Consider the following 17,231-nt stretch of genomic DNA (forward strand, 5'->3'; position numbering starts at 1 on the left):
TGCGCTTCGCGCGGGCAGCCGTGCAGGGTCGCATGGGTCAGCTCGCCTTGTCGAGCGGTGCAAGCATCGCCTGCATGTCGGGATGCTTCAGGACTTTCCGGTACTCCGCCGGGCTCATCGCATCGATCAACACGCGCCCGCTCACGTCTGCCTTGATGTACTCGACCGCGAGCAGCGCAATGACCGGGTTGGTCGTCAAGGTGGCGTGATCGGGCGAATGATCGCCGAATTCCGCCACCACGGCCTCGGTGTTGTCCGCCACGGCGACGGCGAGCCGGCGGCCGGACAGCCTGAGCCGCGCGCTGGCGCCGCATTTGGCCATGTCGTAGTGGCGCGGCCCGTTGAGCGTGCGATTGCCGTAAATCGCCACGTGCGTGTCGACGCCGCGTGCAGCGGCGGCCTCGAGCAGCGGCCCGAGGTCATCGATCTCTTCGTCCCAGACGCCCGCGAAGATCTGCGTTTTCGCGTTGACGATGACGCGCGCGAAGGCGCTGGCGATCGCTTCCCGCCCGCTCAGCGACCAGACGAGCCCCGGCTCCTGTTGAACCGGCAGCCGGTCGAGCGCGCCCGCGGCCGTTTCGAGATCCGCATTGAAGCGCTTGCGCAAATCCTCGAGCAACGACCGGTGGGGCACGGCCGCATAGCGGACGGGCTCGGAACGGTTGACGAGCACCGCACCGCGCGCCTCCAGACGCCCCAGCGTTTCATAGATCTTCGAAGGCGGCATGCCGGCGCGCCGGCCGACTTCCGCCCCCGTCAGCGCGGCCTGCCCGACGAGGGCCGCGTAGGCCTGCGCTTCGTATTGGGTGAATCCAAGCCGGATCAACGACGTGATCAGCTCCGTGTTTTCGCTCATGTGTATCGGCTCCGGCTCTTGCGCCCACGGCGACTTGCATGGGCCTGCTTGATTAACTACTGGAGTAGTATACAATCGCTCGAACTTACTACCCAAGTAGTAGGCGATGCTTCTCAACCTGACTGGAGAGATCTTCAACATGCGAAAACGGATCAGCACCGGCTCCCCGTGGGAGCCCAAGGTCGGCTACTCGCGCGCGGTGGTCGTCGACAACACCATCTACATTTCGGGGACGGCCGGCAAAGGCGCGGACGTGTATGCGCAGACACGCGATGCGCTGGCGACGATCGACCGGGTGCTGGCGGACAGCGGGTTCTCGTTGTCCGACGTCGTCCAGAGCCGCCTGGTGGTCGCGGACTTTGACAACTGGGAAGCCGCCGCACGCGCGCACGGGGAGATCTACGGCGATATCCGGCCGGCGTTTTCGCTGGTGCATGCGCTTCCGTTCGTCGATCCGGAGATCCTGGTCGAAGTCGAGGCGATCGCGGTCAGGCCCGCGGCATGACCGTCGCCGGCAACCGCGGGCCGCTGTCCCGCACCGCGACGGCCGTGCTTGCGCTGGCGGCCGGCGTGGCGATCGCCAACGGCTATGCGTTGCAGCCGTCGCTGTCGGCGATCGCGAGCGAGTTCGGGGTGGCGGCGTCGCGCATGGCGGCGCTCGCCTCCGTGACGATGCTCGGTTATCTGGTCGGCCTCGCCGTGCTGGTGCCGCTGGTCGACCGCTTCAGCCCGCGCGTGCTCGTCTCGATGCAGATGGGCGCGCTCGCGCTGTTGCTCGCGTGCGCGTCGTTGTCGCCCGGGCCGCTCGTGCTCGATGCCGCGTTTTTCCTGGTGGGCGCGGCAACCACGGTCGCGGCGCAATGCAGCGCCGTCGCCGGAAAACACGCGGATCCGCAACGGCGCGGCGTGGCGATGGGGGCCGTGTCGGCGGGCATTTCCGCCGGGATCCTGCTGAGCCGTTTCGCGGGCGGCGTGTTGTCGCAATGGTGCGGATGGCGCGGCGCATTGCTCGTGCTGGCCGGATGCGTTGCGCTGGCCGCCGTCGGCGGTGCGGTGCTGTTGCCGGGCGGCCGGCCGGAAGGGCTGCCCGGCCGTGCGAATGCGATCGCCGCGATTCCGCGGTTGCTGCGCGACAGTGCGCCGTTGAGGCGTCGTACCTGCGCCGGCATGCTCTGGTTCTTCGCGTTCAACCTGGTCTGGGTGGGGCTCGCGCTTCGTCTGGCCGGGCCGCCGTATAACCTGGGTGCCGCCGCGATCGGTGCATACAGTCTCGCGGGCGTGCTGGGCCTCGGCGTGACGCGCGTTGCCGGAAAACTCGCCGATCGATTCGGCGATCGCGCGGTCATCCGGGGCGGCCTTGTCGTGGCGGCCGTGTCGACCTTGCTCCTTGCCGTTGCGCTCGGTCGACCTGGATGGCTGGCTGTCGGGCTGGCGTTGTTCGATGCCGGTTGCTTTGCCGCGCAGGTCGCGAACCAGACGCGCGTCGTCGCGATTCAGCCGGCCCGCGCCGGGGTCTTGAGCGCAGCGTACCTGACGCTGTACTACGCGGCCGGTGCCGGCGGCGCCGTCGCGGCCGGGCTGCTCAACGCGCGGGTCGGGTGGGGCGCGATGATGATCGTGACGGCAGCGGCCATCGCGGCGGCCGGGTGGATCGGTACCGCATCGGCGCGCATCGATGCGCGGAGCGAGCCGACATCCGTCGCTTGAGCGAGGACGCGACGTGCGCGCGCGGTCGAACGGAATCCCGCTTTTTCGTGCATGATCGGTTTCTCCGTTGATCGACGGCGATCGGGTTTCGGCATTCAATCATCCGCAACGCTGGCGGATATTTTTACGCCGGAGCAGACAGTCGCGCACCCGCGCGTGTCATTTGCGATCGCATGCGAACACCGGTTCATCGGATTGACCACAACGACGCCGCGCCCATGCAACACGTGTCGGGTTCAGTGTCGTGCAGCGTGTGCAGGTGCCGCACGCAGGAGGCAGACATGGAACCAGACAGAGGCGTCGTGAATGCCGGCGCCGGGTTGGCAGGCGCGCACGCGGAAGCCGGCTCGCCGCAGGCCGCGCTGGAAGCGATCGTCCGTGGCGTCGAAGGTCACGGCATTCCTGCCGGCACCGACTGGCCGACGGCGAAGCAATTCCTCGCGGACAACGACGGGCAGTGGAAATTCTCGGCGGTGCTGGTCGCGATCGTCGCACGGCGCGAGCCGACGATCCTGTTGACCCGGCGCGCGTCGAATCTCAGCGAATACTCGTCGCACGTGAGCTTTCCGGGCGGACGCCCGGCGGAGGCCGACCGCGATATCGGCGCGACCGCGTTGCGCGAGGCGTTCGAAGAGATCCGTCTCGCGCCCGGCGCGGTCCGCGTGGTCGGCAGCTTGCCGATCCATAAAACCAGAAAGCGTCACCACGCGATCTTTCCCGTGATCGGCATCGTGCCGGAAACGGCGACATGGGAGGCGGCGCCCGCGGAAGTCGCGGAAATCTTCGAGTTTCCGTTCGCCGCGCTGCTGAATCCGGATCTGCCGCGTCAATACACGGACGGCGAACGCATGGGCGCGTGGTATTGGGCGGAGCAGACGCAGGACATCTGGGGCGTGACGGCCTTCATCCTGAATTCGCTCGCGGGCCTGGCACGCGATGCCGCGCACGGCGAGCCGGCGCGCCGCGACTAGTTCATGCACCGGGCCTGCGTCCGGCAAGGGTGATTCATGGAGATCGCGGAAACGTTCGGCGACGAAGGATTCGACATCCCTCGCCGCTATTTTGCGGCCGTCGCGATTCTGGTCGGCGTATTCATGTCCGCGCTCGACAGCGCGATCGTCAATATCGCGCTGCCGACGATCTCGACCGACCTGCGCGTGAGCGCGGCGTCGGTCATCTGGGTCGCGAATGGCTATCAGGTGGCGAGTGCGGCGACGATGCTGACGTGCGCGTCGCTCGGCTCGAGAATCGGCGAGCGACGCTTTTACACGATCGGGCTGGTGTTGTTTACGATCGCGTCGCTCGGCTGCGGGCTGGCGTCCACCTTCGGCGCGCTGGTGGCGATGCGGGTCCTGCAGGGCATCAGCTACGCGATCCTGATCAGCGTCGGCTACGGTCTCTACCGGGTGATTTTCCCGCCCGCCTCGCTCGGGACGATCTTCGGTGTCAATGCGCTGGTATTTGCGGTGGGGACCGCCGTCGGCCCTGCATTGGGCGGCTTGATCGTCTCGTGGGCATCGTGGCCCTGGCTGTTCTTCATCAACCTCCCGTTCGGGATCGCCGCGATCGCGTTCTCGTTCGTCGCGCTGGGAAAAGACACGCATCGGGAGCGCGGCTTCGACGTGCCGGGCGCGGTGACTTCCGCCGCGGCATTCGGCCTCCTTGCGCTCGCCGTCGACCAGATCGGGCGGTGGAGCAACCGTACCGTGCTCGTGCTTGCCGTCGCTGCGGCCGTGCTGATGCTGGCATTCTGCGTCGGGCAGGCCAGGGCGCGGCATCCGCTGTTGCCGCTGGACATTTTCCGGTCGCGCCGATACACGTTCGCGGTGCTGACGTCCGTGACGATGTTCGTGTCGCAGGGCATGGCGCTGGTCGCGTTGCCGTTCGTGCTGCAGCACACGTATGCGTACGGCGTGCTGAAATCGGCGCTGGTCTTTACGCCCTGGCCGATCGCGGTCGCGCTGTGCGCGCCGTTTGCCGGGCGACTGGCGAATCGTTTCAATGCGACGCAGCTGTCGAGTGTCGGCGTGCTGATGTTTTGTCTCGGGATCGGTTCGCTGATCCTGTTGCCCGCGCAACCATCCGCCGGGGATTTCCTGTGGCGCGTCGCACTGTGCGGCGTGGGGTACGGCTTCTTCCTGCCGCCGAACAACAAGGAGATGTTCGCCAACGCGGCGAAGAACCGCACGGCCACCGCTTCCGGCGTGCTGTCGACCGCGAGAACGACAGGTCAGTCCATCGGCGCCGCGCTGGTTGCCGTGGTGATCGCGCTCGTCAGCGGCGCGGGCGGAGGCGAGGGCGAGCGGCCATTTCCCGTCTACGTGTTCGCATTGGCCTGTGCGATCGCCGCGCTGTCGTTCTTCGCGAGCGTCGCGCGCATCTATCGGCAGCGGGGCTAGATGCGGTCGACGGAAATTGGCGCGTGGGCCTGGCGCGGTACCCGATTCAATGCGACGACACGAACACCGCATCGTCGAATGCCGCCGGAATGGCGAAGCTCTCGCGCATGCGCTGCGTTTCCTTCGCCGGCGTCAGGCCGAACAGGCGCTTGAATTCGCGGCTGAACTGCGACGGGCTCGTGTAACCGACCGCGTAGCCGGCCGCCTCCGCCGTCAGGTCCTTGCGCACCATCAGCAACCGCGCCTGATGCAGCCGTGTCGACTTCAGGTACTGCATCGGCGACACCTGCGTGATTGCCTTGAAGTGGCTGTGAAAGCTCGGCACGCTCATGCCGGCTGCGTCGGCCAGTTGCGGCACGTCGAGCGGTTGCGCGTAATCGGCGTGAATCACGCGCAGCGACCGGCCGATCCGGCCGAACTGCCCGCGCATCGCCAGCGCGCTGCGCATCGCGCTGCCCTGCGCGCCGGTGAGCACGCGGAAATACAACTCGCGCAGCAGCGCCGGGCCCAGCACCGCGGCATCGAGCGGCCGGCCCATCGCCTCGACGAAACGCAGTACCGACGCGTGCATCGTTGCATCCATCGGCGTCGACATCATGCTCCTGGGCACCTGCACGGGCTCCGCGATGCCTTCGCGGTCGATCTGTGCCGCGAGTTCGGCGGCCATCGTGAAATCGAGGTGCAGATACAGCGCGAGCAGCGGGCGCTCGGGCGTGGCGTCGGTTTCCATGCTGAACGGCACGGGCACGGACACCGCCAGGTAGTGATGCTCGTCGTACAGATAGCGCTCGCCGCCGAAGTAGCCGCGCTTGCAGCCCTGGCACACGATCACGATGCCCGGGTCGTACAGCACCGGCGTGCGCGACAGCGCGCGGTTCGACCGCAGGATGCGCACGCTCGGCAATGCCGTCAGGTTGTAGCCTTCGTCGGGCGCCAGCGCGCGCAGCAGCGTCACCAGACGCTTCCGGTCGCGCGGCGGCAGCGATGGGGATCGGGCGGAGGCGGGCTCGAGGCTCATAGTTTTGTGCAAGAAAATCAGCGGAATCGGGCTTATTCGACGGGGGGCGTCAGACTAGTATGCACGCTCCAATCGACATACGGGAGAAGCTCACATGGCATCCGCAAACCTCATGCTCATTACCGGCGTCAGCAGCGGCTTCGGCCGCGCGCTCGCGCAGGAGGCGCTTGCCGCAGGTCACACGGTGGTCGGCACCGTGAGAAGCGCGCAGGCGGCGCAGGCTTTCGAAGCGCTGTCCGCGCGGGCATTCGCGCGCGTGCTCGACGTGACCGACTTCGATCGCATCGACAGTGTCGTGGCCGAAATCGAGGCGAACGTCGGGCCCGTCGACGTGCTCGTGAACAACGCCGGCTACGGGCACGAAGGGATCATGGAAGAAGCGCCGCTCGCGGAGATGCGCCGGCAGTTCGACGTGAACGTATTCGGCGCGGTGGCGATGATGAAGGCGGTCGTCCCGTTCATGCGCGAGCGGCGGCGCGGGCGCATCCTCAACATCACGTCGATGGGCGGCCACATCACGATGCCGGGCATCGCTTACTACTGCGGCAGCAAGTTCGCGCTGGAAGGCATTTCCGAAGCCGCCGGCAAGGAACTCGAGCCGTTCGGCATCGCGGTGACGGCCGTGGCGCCGGGTTCGTTCCGCACCGACTGGGCCGGCCGGTCGATGATGCGCACGCCGCGCTCGATCGCCGATTACGACGCGATCTTCGACCCGATTCGCCAGGCGCGCGAGGAGAAGAGCGGCAAGCAACCGGGTGATCCGGTGAAAGCGGCGCGGGCGATACTCGCCGTCGTTGCGGCGCAGCATCCGCCGGCCCATCTGCTGCTCGGCAGCGATGCGCTGCGGCTCGTGCGCGGCAAACTCGCGGCGCTGGACGAGGAAATCCGGGCATGGGAGGCGGTGACGGTATCGACGGATGGTTGAAGGGCGTAAGTCGAGATGTGAGCTGTCAGGCAGTCAGCGTCAGGTCGGGTCTGGGATTGCTTCGTTGTTGCTTCGTCAGGGGGGCGGGATCGGCCCATAAGAGACCATCGCGCACGCTAGAAGCGGACGTCGCACGCCTTGGTCGCCGACACTCACCACTGACGCTCCATCGAAAGCAAATAGGAATACGGACTGTCAATTCTCACTCGCCGTCGTTGGTTCGCTAACAACACTGCTGACGCCGTAAGCGAAATGCCTGAGCCAGCAAGCAAGGCTACAGAAGTGGGTATGCCTGCAAGGATTGCCGCCGAAGTCGGGGCAGCTGAGAAGAAAGACACCTTCAGCAGCCCATTGAGTCCGGCGTCCCAGTTTTGAGCTTTTAGGGACTCCCGGAGGCTACGCATTGCAGGCAGTACATTGGCTTGGTACTGATCTGAGACAGCTTGTCGCAGCGCTTCGATCGGAACTTCTTTCGGTAGGTCCGTCGTAAGACGTGCAACTTCTCGTCGGAACACAGCCAACTCTTCCTTATGTGCCTTCTTGAATTTGAGTATTTCTTTTACTGAAAGATCATTGGGCAGAGAGACACCCTGAACCATGAGATCGATGAGCAAGCTCGGTGCTACATTCGCTGGCAAGTTGCGCCTCGGTCCATATGCGTCGAAATGACGCCCAATTCGCCGGTTACCAGATGTGCCGAGAGGCTTTCCCTTTCGCACAGCAATTGCCAACTGGTCTGCTGAAGACGACTCGGTCACCAGCCCTAATCCTAGCCGTTGGGCTAACTGCGAAGCGAGCAGCGTCATGTAAAAGTTGGCAAAGCCGGGCGCCACATGAAACCAACCATCATCATTTAGCCCCCGCTCAAGTTCCGAGCGAATAATATATGGAAGATTTTCTGGATGTATGTGTGCAAGCTCGCGCATCTCATGCGACATCTTTTCTGGATGAATTCGGCGAGTTGGATGTTTGTCAGTGTCGAACATGACACCTGCAGCAGAGGGGTCTGTGAGAAAGTCCAGAACCTTGTCGGTGAGTTCCTCTACCTCGTCCATGTCCGACGAAACTCGAACAGGTTCGAGCACTCCCTCATCGCAGAGCGCACGAGCAAAATCATTCGAATAGGGATCGCGATGTGAAATCGGAACTATCGTTCGGATCGTGTCCCAGAACAAAGCAGCACTGCGTAACCACCGTTCATCTTTAATGTCGATGTACGGATAGTAGAGCGCTGAGGAAAATGCTGCAGGCACTGGCCCCCCTTGATCGGAATTTTGCGATGGACTATCGGAGACGGATTTTATACGCGCCGACTGAACCCGTATACATCAAGTGATGGGGATGCTTACCCGTTTCTCAGAATAAATGCAAGCGTTTGCTGTTGCGCTCTCTCGCCCGGCTCGTCTGCCTTTTGATCATCTTGAGAAAGAGGATTGGATCGCGTCGAATGTCGAAAATTCAGATGCAGGTGTCGAATGACCATTCCTGGCCGAACGCAGCCGGCCACCGCCCTGTGACGCGCGACCGGCGCAGATCGACCCGGAGCCGTCACTGGCTATTCCGCTTGAATTTGGCTGCTATGCATTGCCGAGCGGACGGACGTCAAGAAAGGTAATTACCTAAGCCGCCATCATTGGGTTGTCTGGCGCAAGTTCGATTATCCGGCTCTCCGGATGGATTGTGATGCGTACGACGTCACCAGCGTCATAACCCTGCTCAAGCATCGCTTGAACCAGCCGATTAAGGACCGTCGCCCCTGACGAGCGATTGACGCAGTCAGCGGTTAACGCAGAATCGCACACGAGATATTCTCCCTCTGGCACATGCGGTACAGCGGCCGCTGGAATGAGACAAACCTTACTCTCGACGGCGAACTCGGTGACGATGTAGGGAAAGCTCACGCTTCCGTCGGAGTTACGGCGCACCTCGATCCGGTTCGGCATTCCCCCACGCGGCGACGTAGCGCGCACAAATGCGGTGGGATCGATGGGTCTTCCTATAATGGCGTAAATGCCGTGGCTGACGAGGCGCACAACTGGCGTCGTCATAAGGGCCGCCGAAAAGGTGATCAACTTGATGTCGGGAAGTGCGGACCTAAGCTCGAAACGACTGGCCACGCCGTCCCGTGCCTCAAGGGCCGCCACTAAGCGTAACTCCGTCTCTGATAGTTCCACGGCCGGGTTTAGTGGCGCGCTCACCCGATAATCGTCGTGCTGGACAACATGAAGCCACGTGAGTCGCTCCAGAACTGCGCGCGCGATATGGATCGGCGGAATCAGCATCAGCGTGCGATCACGGTCGAACTCCGCGGTCGCCGCCCGGCTTCGGAAGCGTATGATTGCTGCTAGCAGGTCGGCGATGTCAACTCGCCCACGCGCGACTGTGAAGACCTTGCGGACGACGCTCAGGATAATGTTGTGGCCGGGCTTTTCGGGCCCGAACCAGAACCATGATCTGTCAGCATCAAGCCACTCGAAGCCCGTCACCGACTGGAGCATATTGGCGGGGCTCGTACATCCCCGGCCATGGGTAAGCGGCGCGGTGCCGGCGACTGTAGGGAGATGCGCCACTCCGCAGGAACGGATCATCGCGTATGCAACGCTACGGACCGCTTTGACGTCTTCGATCTGCACGACGTCATCCTCGCTCAGACCATACGCCCATGAATCGATGCGCGAGCCGCCCGGTTGGGTGACCGGCTCACTCATTCGGACGATGCGCTTTCCAAGTAAGTCATTGGCAAAAACACATGCATCCTCGAACGTCAGATGTTCACCAAGTTGAGTACGCACCTGGTTATTTAGCAGGGACACGGGACAGGGCAAATGTGAGGCACACACGAGTTGCAGGGTATCGAGGACCGGAATATCAAATTCAAATTGGGAAGACCGCTCGATCAATTTCTCGATAATCTGACGCACGCGTTCTCTGGTGATTCCGAGGGGCGCGGCAAGTTCGTTTAAGGTAGTACCTTCCGCGCCCTTTACACCATAGCGGCAAGCAAAAAGATCCGCGTCGCGCTGTGCGCCCGCCTCGATCGGCTGATCGGGAAAGGCCAGATTCCGCCCTCGCGTTGCAAGACAGGTCGCAACCCTGCGGATCGCGTCGCTTATGGTATCGGCGACGATAGTCACCCGCTGTCGCTTGAGTGCAGGAACCGTCGGCTCTTCGCCGTCCGGTGCAAGGAGCCAGCCAGCTGGCAGCGCGAGAGCCATCTCCCATGCACACAGACGGTCGCTGTGGATCGAGCGGGGAAGCTCTCCTTTTTCCCATTTGAGCAAAGTTGGGACGGATATGCCGGACCGCTCGGAGATCTGTGCCCGTGACAGTCCGAGGTTGCGTCGGCGCGTGCATGCACGGAGACCCAATGCGCGGCCAGCGACCACCGGAATTGGCACTCGGTCGGATTGAACTGAAACCGTAAGCGACATGGGCGGCGACTCCATAACAACTGGGTCGGACAGGGGCTTGCCATCCGGTGACAGTAGCCACCCGGCGGGCACCTGAAGGGCCGCTTCCCATGCTGCGACTCTAGTCGGGGTCATGCTGTCGGGCAGATCACCCGATTCCCATCGAGCAATCGTCGGGGGCGTCACGTTAACAAGCGCCGCCATCTCCGAGATGGACTTTCGCAATGCCTTACGGCGAACGCAGGCGCGAGCCGCGAGATCGGGCGCAAGTGAGCGTGGGATATATGTCCGTGGTTCGGTCTTCACTGATTAGGTGCAGGCGGTGGAGTGGCGCGACGCTTTCTTGTGTGGAGCAGAAGCATTCGGATTCGCGTTTCGAATACCTCAGCGCGCTAGCTCAAAAATAATAGACTAATGTGGCAGACCGCCCAATAGCAGCAGATAAAGGCCGATGACGCAGTGCCGACTTTCAGCTATCGAATGACCGCTTGCTCTTAGTGGAGCTGCCGTCCGAATGCCCTCCTGACGCATCCGACGAAGGGCGCGTTCTGGCCGAACAGAGTCAGACGACCTGACGCCGTCTGTTCGGCCCATTCCAGCCTTATACAGTTGACGCAACGCCATCGTTCGCCCTTCTGGGCAGCGCCCACGTTGACCGGATTGCCGACGCTCGCTTGCATCGTGGCGTCATCGTTTAACAATAGTGTCCGATAATGGCTCCCGGCCAGTGTGCCATGTTCATCCACGTCACAGGAGCATCGCGATGCCATACGTCACAACGAAGGATCACGTCGAGATTTTCTACAAGGACTGGGGCCCGAAGGACGCGCAGCCCATCATGTTCCACCATGGCTGGCCGCTGTCGAGCGACGACTGGGATGCGCAGATGCTCTTCTTCGTCCAGAAGGGCTATCGCGTGATCGCGCACGACCGGCGCGGCCACGGCCGGTCGGCGCAGGTGTCGGACGGCCACGACATGGATCACTACGCGGCCGATGCGTTCGCGGTCGTCGAAGCGCTCGACCTGCGCAATGCGGTGCATATCGGCCACTCGACCGGCGGCGGCGAAGTGGCACGCTACGTCGCGAAGCACGGCGAGCCGGCCGGCCGCGTCGCGAAGGCGGTGCTGGTCAGCGCGGTGCCGCCGCTGATGCTGAAAACCGATTCGAACCCCGAAGGCTTGCCGCTCGAGGTGTTCGACGGTTTCCGGAAAGCGCTCGCCGACAATCGCGCGCAGTTCTTCCTCGATGTACCGAGCGGCCCGTTCTACGGGTTCAACCGCGAAGGTGCAACCGTGCATCAGGGCGTCATCCGGAACTGGTGGCGGCAGGGGATGGAAGGCAGCGCCAAAGCGCATTACGAAGGCATCAAGGCGTTTTCGGAAACGGACCAGACCGAAGACCTGAAGTCGATCTCCGTGCCGACGCTCGTGCTGCATGGCGAGGACGACCAGATCGTGCCGATCGCGGATGCCGCGCTGAAGTCGATCAAGCTGCTGAAGAACGGCACGCTGAAAACCTATCCGGGCTATTCGCACGGGATGCTGACGGTCAACGCGGACGTCCTCAACGCCGATCTGCTGGCTTTCGTGCAGGCGTAACGGCGACGCTCGGCGCAGGCCCGCTTCGGCGGGCTGCGCCGTTTTTGGACGGCTGGCGGCACCCGGTAACCGTGGCCGGTAGCGCCCGTCAGCCCCGTCAGCCCCGTCGCCCCGTCGCCCCGTCGCCCAGGCGGCCGGTTCGCCGGCCGCAGGGCTCAGCCCGGCCCGTTGAAGCGGATGCCCGGAAACGTCAGGCGCGGCATCCGGCCTTCCAGGAACGTGAGGAGTTCGCGCACCTGCGCGGCTTTGCCGGAGTCTTCCGGCCAGACGAGGTAGTACGCGTCGCCGGCATTGACGGCCGTCTTGAACGGCAGCACGAGCTGCTTCTCGTCGATTGCCGTCGCGCACAGCGCGAGATCGCCGATCGAGATGCCGTGGCCGGCGATGGCCGCCGCGATGCCCTGTTCGAGCATGTCGAACACCTGCCCGCGCGTGATGTCGACGTCCAGGTCGTGCCCGCTGCCCTTGAGCCAGCGGCGCCAGTCGCGCCGGTCGGGCGACGGGTGGATCAGCTCGCACGCCGCCGGATTCGTGCGTGCGACCGTCGCGGTCGCACGCGAGCACACCGGAATCAGCCATTCGTCGAACAGCTTCACGCACTGCGTGGCCTCGCCGAACTTGCCCGTGCCGAGCAGGATCGCGCAATCGTAGGATTCGCTGAAGAAATCGACGGTGTCGACATCCATCCACACGCTCGCGATCTGCACCTCGAATGCGGGCCGCGTGTCGCGAAAGGCGGCCAGCGCGTCGAGCAGCCAGCGCATCGTGAGCGTGGACGGCGCCTTGAGCCGCAGCACGTCGCGTTGCGACTGGAACAGCATGCAGGCTTCCTCGATCTGCCGGAAGCCGCGCCGCAGGCCCGACGCGAAGATCTGCGCTTCCGCCGTCACGGTCATCCTGGGGCCGCGCCGGACGAACAGTTTCCGGCCGAAGTAGGCCTCGAGCGTCCTGACGTGCTTGCTCACCGCGCTCTGCGTGAGGCTCAGTTCCTCGGCGGCAAGCGTAAACGAGCCGGTGCGCGCGGCGCTTTCGAATGCGCGCAAGGCGTAGACAGGGGGAAGCGGTTTGGCCTTCACGGGGTTTGAATATGAATAAAACTCATGTTATTCGACAGGATTTTCCGTTTTTCAGCAGCGGGCCGGGCACGCCATACTGCAAAAAACCGTGCAATCCGCCGCACTGAACCCCGATGATGCCATCGTAGCGCGCACGCGCGTCGATCCATCCAACAACTTTTTGTCATGGCACTCCATTACCCGCTGCTGTTCGCCTATCTCGCCGCGATCGTGCTGCTTATCGCGACGCCCGGCCCCGTCGTCATGCTCGTGGTCGGCACCGTCGCGCGGCGCGGGTTCCGCCAGGGCATGCTGACCGCGGTGGGCGCGAATGCCGCGAGCCTCGTGATGATCGCGGGGGCGATGCTGATGGTGTTCGGCGTCGTGCTCGTCAGCGATCGCCTGCTCACGGGATTGCACGTGGCGGGTTGCGTCTTCATCGCGGTGCTGGCCGTCCGGACGCTGCTCGGCGAATGGCGCGCCGGCCGTACGCGCGACGGCAACGGTGCCGCACCAGGCGAACCGGCGTCGCAGGCGTGGCGCTTGCCGGGTGTGGTGCGCGGCTTTCTCGTCGGCATCGCGAACCCGAAGGACCTGCTGTTCTTCGTCGCATTCTTTCCGCAGTTCGTCGGCATCACGCCGGATTCCCGCGTGAGCCTGGCCATCCTGGCCGCGCTGTGGATCGCGGTCGATTTCACGATCATGACCGGCTACATGGCCGCGATCAACCATCCGCTGATTCACCGCAAGCAACGATGGATCACGGCCTCGTCGGCGGGTGCGCTGCTCGTGATTGCGCTTGCCGGGCTCGGCGGCGCGATCTCGGGTGGCGCGTAAGCCTGCGGGCGATCTGCGTTACGTTTCGTTTGTCCTGTTTTTTGTCGAGTTCAATCATGTCCGGCACCGCCCCGACTTTCTCCGAGCACCTCTTTTCCTATGGCACGCTGCAACTCGAACCGGTGCAGCTCGCCACCTTCGGCCGCAAGCTCGACGGTCGCGAGGATGCGATGCCCGGTTACGCGATGACGATGCTGAAGATCGACGATCCGGAGGTGGTCGCGACGAGCGGGAAGACGCATCATCCGGTGGTGGCCTATACCGGCCGACCGGGCGACCGTGTCACGGGCACCGTGTTCGCGATCACGCGCGAGGAACTGCAGCACGCGGACGACTACGAAGTCGACGCGTATCGCCGCGATCGCGTGGTGCTGGAATCGGGCGTCAGCGCGTGGGTGTACGTGGATGCGGGTTCGCCGCGCCCGGAATGAATCCGGGGCACGGGAACGATCGACGTCGTCGCGTGTTTCCCGCTACCCGTTGCGCAGGAACACGACATAACCGCGGAACCACGGGTTTGTCGCGAGGTAGGGCGGCGCATCCCATTCGCCGCCCTGGATGATGCCGATGCGAAACGGCAATTGCAGCCGCGCGACGCGCGGCAGGTAGTCCGCGTAGTCGGGGATCGTGCGGCGGCCCTGGTAGGTCTGCACGACGACTTCGTCGACGATCCCCCTGAGCTGGTTGACCTGGTCGGTATCGATGCGGCTGCTCCAGTCGAGCAGCCCCGTGATGCTCAGCCGGCAATCGGCGGGCAGCGTCTCGCGCAGCGTCCGCAGGAATTCGAGGTAGTCCTGCAAGTGGCGCGTGCGTGCATCGAAGTCGATCTGGATGCCGGTGATCGTGCGACCCGACGCGCGCCAGCGTTCGAGTTGCGCGAGCATGATCTGCGTGACGCGCGGCGTCCAGCGCAGCGTATGCGCACGATAGACGAGCCACACGCGCGCATGCGGGGCGGGTGGCAGCGCGACGCCCTGTGCGATGACGCGTACTTGCGACTCGTCCCGCGGCGATGCCTCGATCTGCCCTTGCAGCACGTAGACGGCGCGGGCGCCGCGCACGACCGCCTGCGGTTTCACGCCCGCCCACAGCCAGAACGTGTCGTACTGCGCGGCATCGACGGTGCCGGCCAGCGCGACGCGTCCGGCCAGCAACAGCGCCATACACGTGACATACGCGACATACGCGACACGCTTCACGCGGCGCTTACCAGTAGTAGCGGAGTTTCTGCGCCCACACGCTGCCCGCGTAGCTGGCCTTCAGCGTATCGAACCAGCGCTTGCGCACGTTCTTCGGCACGTCCTTGCCGCCGCATTCGTTGGAGCCTGCCGGCGCATAGCACCTGATCGCGCGGTAGTACGCATACGCGCGGTCGTTCGGGTTCGCCTGCGCATCGGCCATCACCGTCACGTAGCTCGACATCCGCTCGTACGGCTTGCCCGCGAACTGCGACGGCGCCGCGCCGAGCGTCGGCGGCACGCGCGCGGCGTTCGCCGCCGACGCGTTGCGCATCCACGGAGGCACCACATCGCCTTCGAGGTTGGCCGTGAGCGGGTTGACGCGCACGAACTCGGCGAGGCAGTTCAACCCTTTCGCGTCGGCCGGATTCTGCTGGAGCGTCGCCGCGATGTCGCGCGCGGACGGGCACGTGTAGCCGTCTTCGGTTTTCGCACCGGACGCGACGAACGGCTTCAACGGATCGGCAGGCGTGCCGGACACCAGCGCGGCATCGGCGATGAACTCGGCGTAGTGCGAACGCGTGAGTTCCTTGTACAGCAGCGTGTACAGCGCGGTGTCGCGCAGCGCGCCGCCGGCCGCCGGGTTTTGTGCCTGCGCGCGCAGCAGGTCCGCGTTGGCGGCGCGCCGCAGCAGCACGGCGCGGATCGCGGCGTTCTGCACGGGCGAATCGTCGGCGAACGCGTCGTTGACGAGCCCGGCCTGTTCCAGGTTGATCGCGAGCGCGAGTTCCAGCGCCTCGCGCTGGAAGCGGAATTTCGCGAGCGGGATCAGGTCGCGCCACAGCTGGCGCGCCTTGTCGGCCTGGCCGCTATCCTCCAGCGCGAACCCGCGCAGCGCCTGCTGGCTCAGGGCGAAGTAGTCGAGCGGCTCGGTGGGCGCTTGCGGCAGCAAGGCGAGCGCGGCGTCCGGCTTGTGGCCGATCTGGACATACCAGGTCGCGAGCAGGTAGTCGTAGAGCGCGGGCGCGTTCGCGAAGCGCGGTTTCTGCGCCTGCAGCTCGTCCAGGGTCAGCGGCTTGCTGCGGCTCGAATCGCTGTTGTCCGACGTGCGCATGCGCAGCAGGTCGACGGTCGCGAGCACGGTCGGCGACTGGATCTGGCGCGCATCGAATTCCGTGCCGAACAGCAGCTTGCTGTCGAGTTCGTTCGCCAGCTGGATCAGCGGCACGTTCGACGTCGCCGGCGACCAGCGCGCGAGCGCGTGGCCGTACAGGTCGGCCTGCTGCGTGACGTTGCCGCCGAGCCACGCGACCCGCCGCAACAGCCCGTTCGCGGAGGTCGCGTAGCGTCCCTGCGGATAGATCTTCAGGTAGGTGCGAAACACCGTATTCGCGGCGTCGAGCGACACCTTCGTCACGCGGCCGAGCGACGGCGTCGGGTTGTCGTTGTCGAACACGTTGGCCTGCGCGGCGTTCAGCTGCGCGCGCCCGGCCATGTAGAGCCCGGTTTCCTTCAGCCACGGGTTCGCGCTGTGCGACGCGTTCGCGAAGGCCCGGGTCGCCGTGAGGAAGTCGGCGCGGTAGAACGCGTTCGTGCCGTCGAGATACGCGGCGAACTGCTGGCCGAGCGGCGACTTGACCGGCGGTTTCGTCCACGCGGCGCTCGCGGCGCCGGCGGCGCAGGTCTTCTGCGCGATGTCGGCACGGGCCGCGCGCAGGCGTGCGGCTTCGTCGGCGGGGAGGCCGCCGGCATCGCCCAGTGCGTCGTTGAACGCGTCGGCGCCCGAGTTCATGCTGCGGCAGATGCTGCCTTCGCCGTCGGCGTAGCGGTTCGACGACGCGTCGCCATCCGCCGCGTTGTCGGCCTTGGCGGTCGTGTCAGGCTCCTTCTGCCCGATGTAGATCCACCCGGAGAAGTCCATCGGAAACGGCACGATGATCTGGTTGATCCGGTCTTTCGCGGGGATCGTCTTCGGGTCCGGAAACGCCTGCGCGACCTTGGCGCTGTCGACCATCATCAGCATCGCGTTGATGCGCGTGTCGTTCGCGGGGCTCAGCATCGGCAGGTTGGCGCACGAGTAGGCGGTCTGCCGGAGGGTGGTGGGCGCGTAGCAGCCATCGTCGCCGCTGGCATGGGCAGCCGGAATCCAGAACAGGCCGGCCGCCAGCGCGGCGAACAGGTGTCGGTGCAGCAATGGGTTTCTGGGCATTTTTTTCTTGTGCCGGGTGTGGGGCCGCAGCGGCCGG

General features: G+C 64.8%; 15 protein-coding genes. 8 read left to right on the forward strand and 7 right to left on the reverse strand.

Annotation, left to right across the window (positions count from 1 at the left end; translation table 11 throughout):
- Positions 1 to 37: 37 nt before the first annotated feature.
- Positions 38 to 856: a TrmB family transcriptional regulator gene (locus DPV74_RS03235; RefSeq protein WP_027792401.1), complete on the reverse strand. Its 819-nt coding sequence runs from the start codon at positions 854 to 856 to the stop codon at positions 38 to 40.
- Between the two features lie 139 nt (positions 857 to 995).
- On the opposite strand from DPV74_RS03235, the gene DPV74_RS03240 reads away from it, so the two are divergent.
- The 4 genes from DPV74_RS03240 (at position 996) to DPV74_RS03255 (ending at position 4,962) form a co-directional block, all read left to right on the forward strand.
- A complete protein-coding gene (locus tag DPV74_RS03240; protein ID WP_027792402.1) occupies positions 996 to 1,361 on the forward strand; it encodes a RidA family protein in 366 nt (121 codons plus the stop codon).
- Positions 1,358 to 2,563 carry an MFS transporter gene (locus tag DPV74_RS03245; RefSeq protein ID WP_091921589.1) on the forward strand — a complete coding sequence of 402 codons (1,206 nt, stop codon included), beginning with the start codon at positions 1,358 to 1,360 and terminating at the stop codon, positions 2,561 to 2,563. Before DPV74_RS03240 ends, DPV74_RS03245 begins: the two co-directional genes overlap by 4 nt.
- A 281-nt stretch (positions 2,564 to 2,844) precedes the next feature.
- Positions 2,845 to 3,534 (forward strand): CoA pyrophosphatase, encoded by a 690-nt coding sequence (locus tag DPV74_RS03250; protein ID WP_091921591.1) that lies wholly within the window; start codon positions 2,845 to 2,847, stop codon positions 3,532 to 3,534.
- Between the two features lie 36 nt (positions 3,535 to 3,570).
- Positions 3,571 to 4,962, forward strand: coding sequence for an MFS transporter (locus DPV74_RS03255; RefSeq protein WP_091921593.1), 1,392 nt, complete (start codon positions 3,571 to 3,573; stop codon positions 4,960 to 4,962).
- Between the two features lie 46 nt (positions 4,963 to 5,008).
- Here DPV74_RS03255 and DPV74_RS03260 read toward each other — a convergent pair whose 3' ends face one another.
- A complete protein-coding gene (locus tag DPV74_RS03260; protein ID WP_091921595.1) occupies positions 5,009 to 5,980 on the reverse strand; it encodes an AraC family transcriptional regulator in 972 nt (323 codons plus the stop codon).
- A 94-nt stretch (positions 5,981 to 6,074) separates the two neighbouring features.
- Between DPV74_RS03260 and DPV74_RS03265 the strand changes: the two genes are divergently transcribed.
- Complete coding sequence (locus DPV74_RS03265) at positions 6,075 to 6,905, forward strand: oxidoreductase (RefSeq protein WP_091921597.1); 831 nt, start codon at positions 6,075 to 6,077, stop codon at positions 6,903 to 6,905.
- Positions 6,906 to 7,057: 152 nt separating this feature from the next.
- Here the strand turns inward: DPV74_RS03265 and DPV74_RS03270 are convergent, their stop codons facing one another.
- Positions 7,058 to 8,158 carry a DUF6236 family protein gene (locus DPV74_RS03270; RefSeq protein WP_091921599.1) on the reverse strand — a complete coding sequence of 367 codons (1,101 nt, stop codon included), beginning with the start codon at positions 8,156 to 8,158 and terminating at the stop codon, positions 7,058 to 7,060.
- 366 nt (positions 8,159 to 8,524) lie between these two features.
- Positions 8,525 to 10,621: a helix-turn-helix domain-containing protein gene (locus DPV74_RS03275; protein ID WP_134319762.1), complete on the reverse strand. Its 2,097-nt coding sequence runs from the start codon at positions 10,619 to 10,621 to the stop codon at positions 8,525 to 8,527.
- Positions 10,622 to 11,078: 457 nt separating this feature from the next.
- Here DPV74_RS03275 and DPV74_RS03280 point away from each other — a divergent pair, with 457 nt between their 5' ends.
- The gene (locus DPV74_RS03280; RefSeq protein ID WP_021157880.1) at positions 11,079 to 11,915 is read left to right on the forward strand and encodes an alpha/beta fold hydrolase; all 837 of its coding nucleotides are present in this window, start codon (positions 11,079 to 11,081) and stop codon (positions 11,913 to 11,915) included.
- Positions 11,916 to 12,070: 155 nt separating this feature from the next.
- Here DPV74_RS03280 and DPV74_RS03285 read toward each other — a convergent pair whose 3' ends face one another.
- The gene (locus tag DPV74_RS03285) at positions 12,071 to 12,991 is read right to left on the reverse strand and encodes a LysR substrate-binding domain-containing protein (protein WP_060084124.1); all 921 of its coding nucleotides are present in this window, start codon (positions 12,989 to 12,991) and stop codon (positions 12,071 to 12,073) included.
- A gap of 165 nt (positions 12,992 to 13,156) precedes the next feature.
- Here DPV74_RS03285 and DPV74_RS03290 point away from each other — a divergent pair, with 165 nt between their 5' ends.
- Both DPV74_RS03290 and DPV74_RS03295 read left to right on the forward strand, forming a co-directional pair.
- Complete coding sequence (locus DPV74_RS03290; RefSeq protein WP_060350119.1) at positions 13,157 to 13,807, forward strand: LysE family translocator; 651 nt, start codon at positions 13,157 to 13,159, stop codon at positions 13,805 to 13,807.
- A gap of 56 nt (positions 13,808 to 13,863) precedes the next feature.
- Entirely contained in the window at positions 13,864 to 14,238 is a 375-nt protein-coding gene (locus tag DPV74_RS03295) for a gamma-glutamylcyclotransferase family protein (RefSeq protein ID WP_059697202.1), read from the forward strand.
- Positions 14,239 to 14,280: 42 nt separating this feature from the next.
- Here DPV74_RS03295 and DPV74_RS03300 read toward each other — a convergent pair whose 3' ends face one another.
- Both DPV74_RS03300 and DPV74_RS03305 read right to left on the reverse strand, forming a co-directional pair.
- A complete protein-coding gene (locus tag DPV74_RS03300; RefSeq protein WP_119336497.1) occupies positions 14,281 to 14,970 on the reverse strand; it encodes a DUF3142 domain-containing protein in 690 nt (229 codons plus the stop codon).
- Positions 14,971 to 15,013: 43 nt separating this feature from the next.
- Positions 15,014 to 17,194: a hypothetical protein gene (locus tag DPV74_RS03305; protein ID WP_119336498.1), complete on the reverse strand. Its 2,181-nt coding sequence runs from the start codon at positions 17,192 to 17,194 to the stop codon at positions 15,014 to 15,016.
- Between the last annotated feature and the right edge of the window lie 37 nt (positions 17,195 to 17,231).

Origin of the sequence: Burkholderia sp. HAN2018, from assembly GCF_024704855.1 — a bacterium.
Lineage (GTDB): Bacteria > Pseudomonadota > Gammaproteobacteria > Burkholderiales > Burkholderiaceae > Burkholderia > Burkholderia cepacia.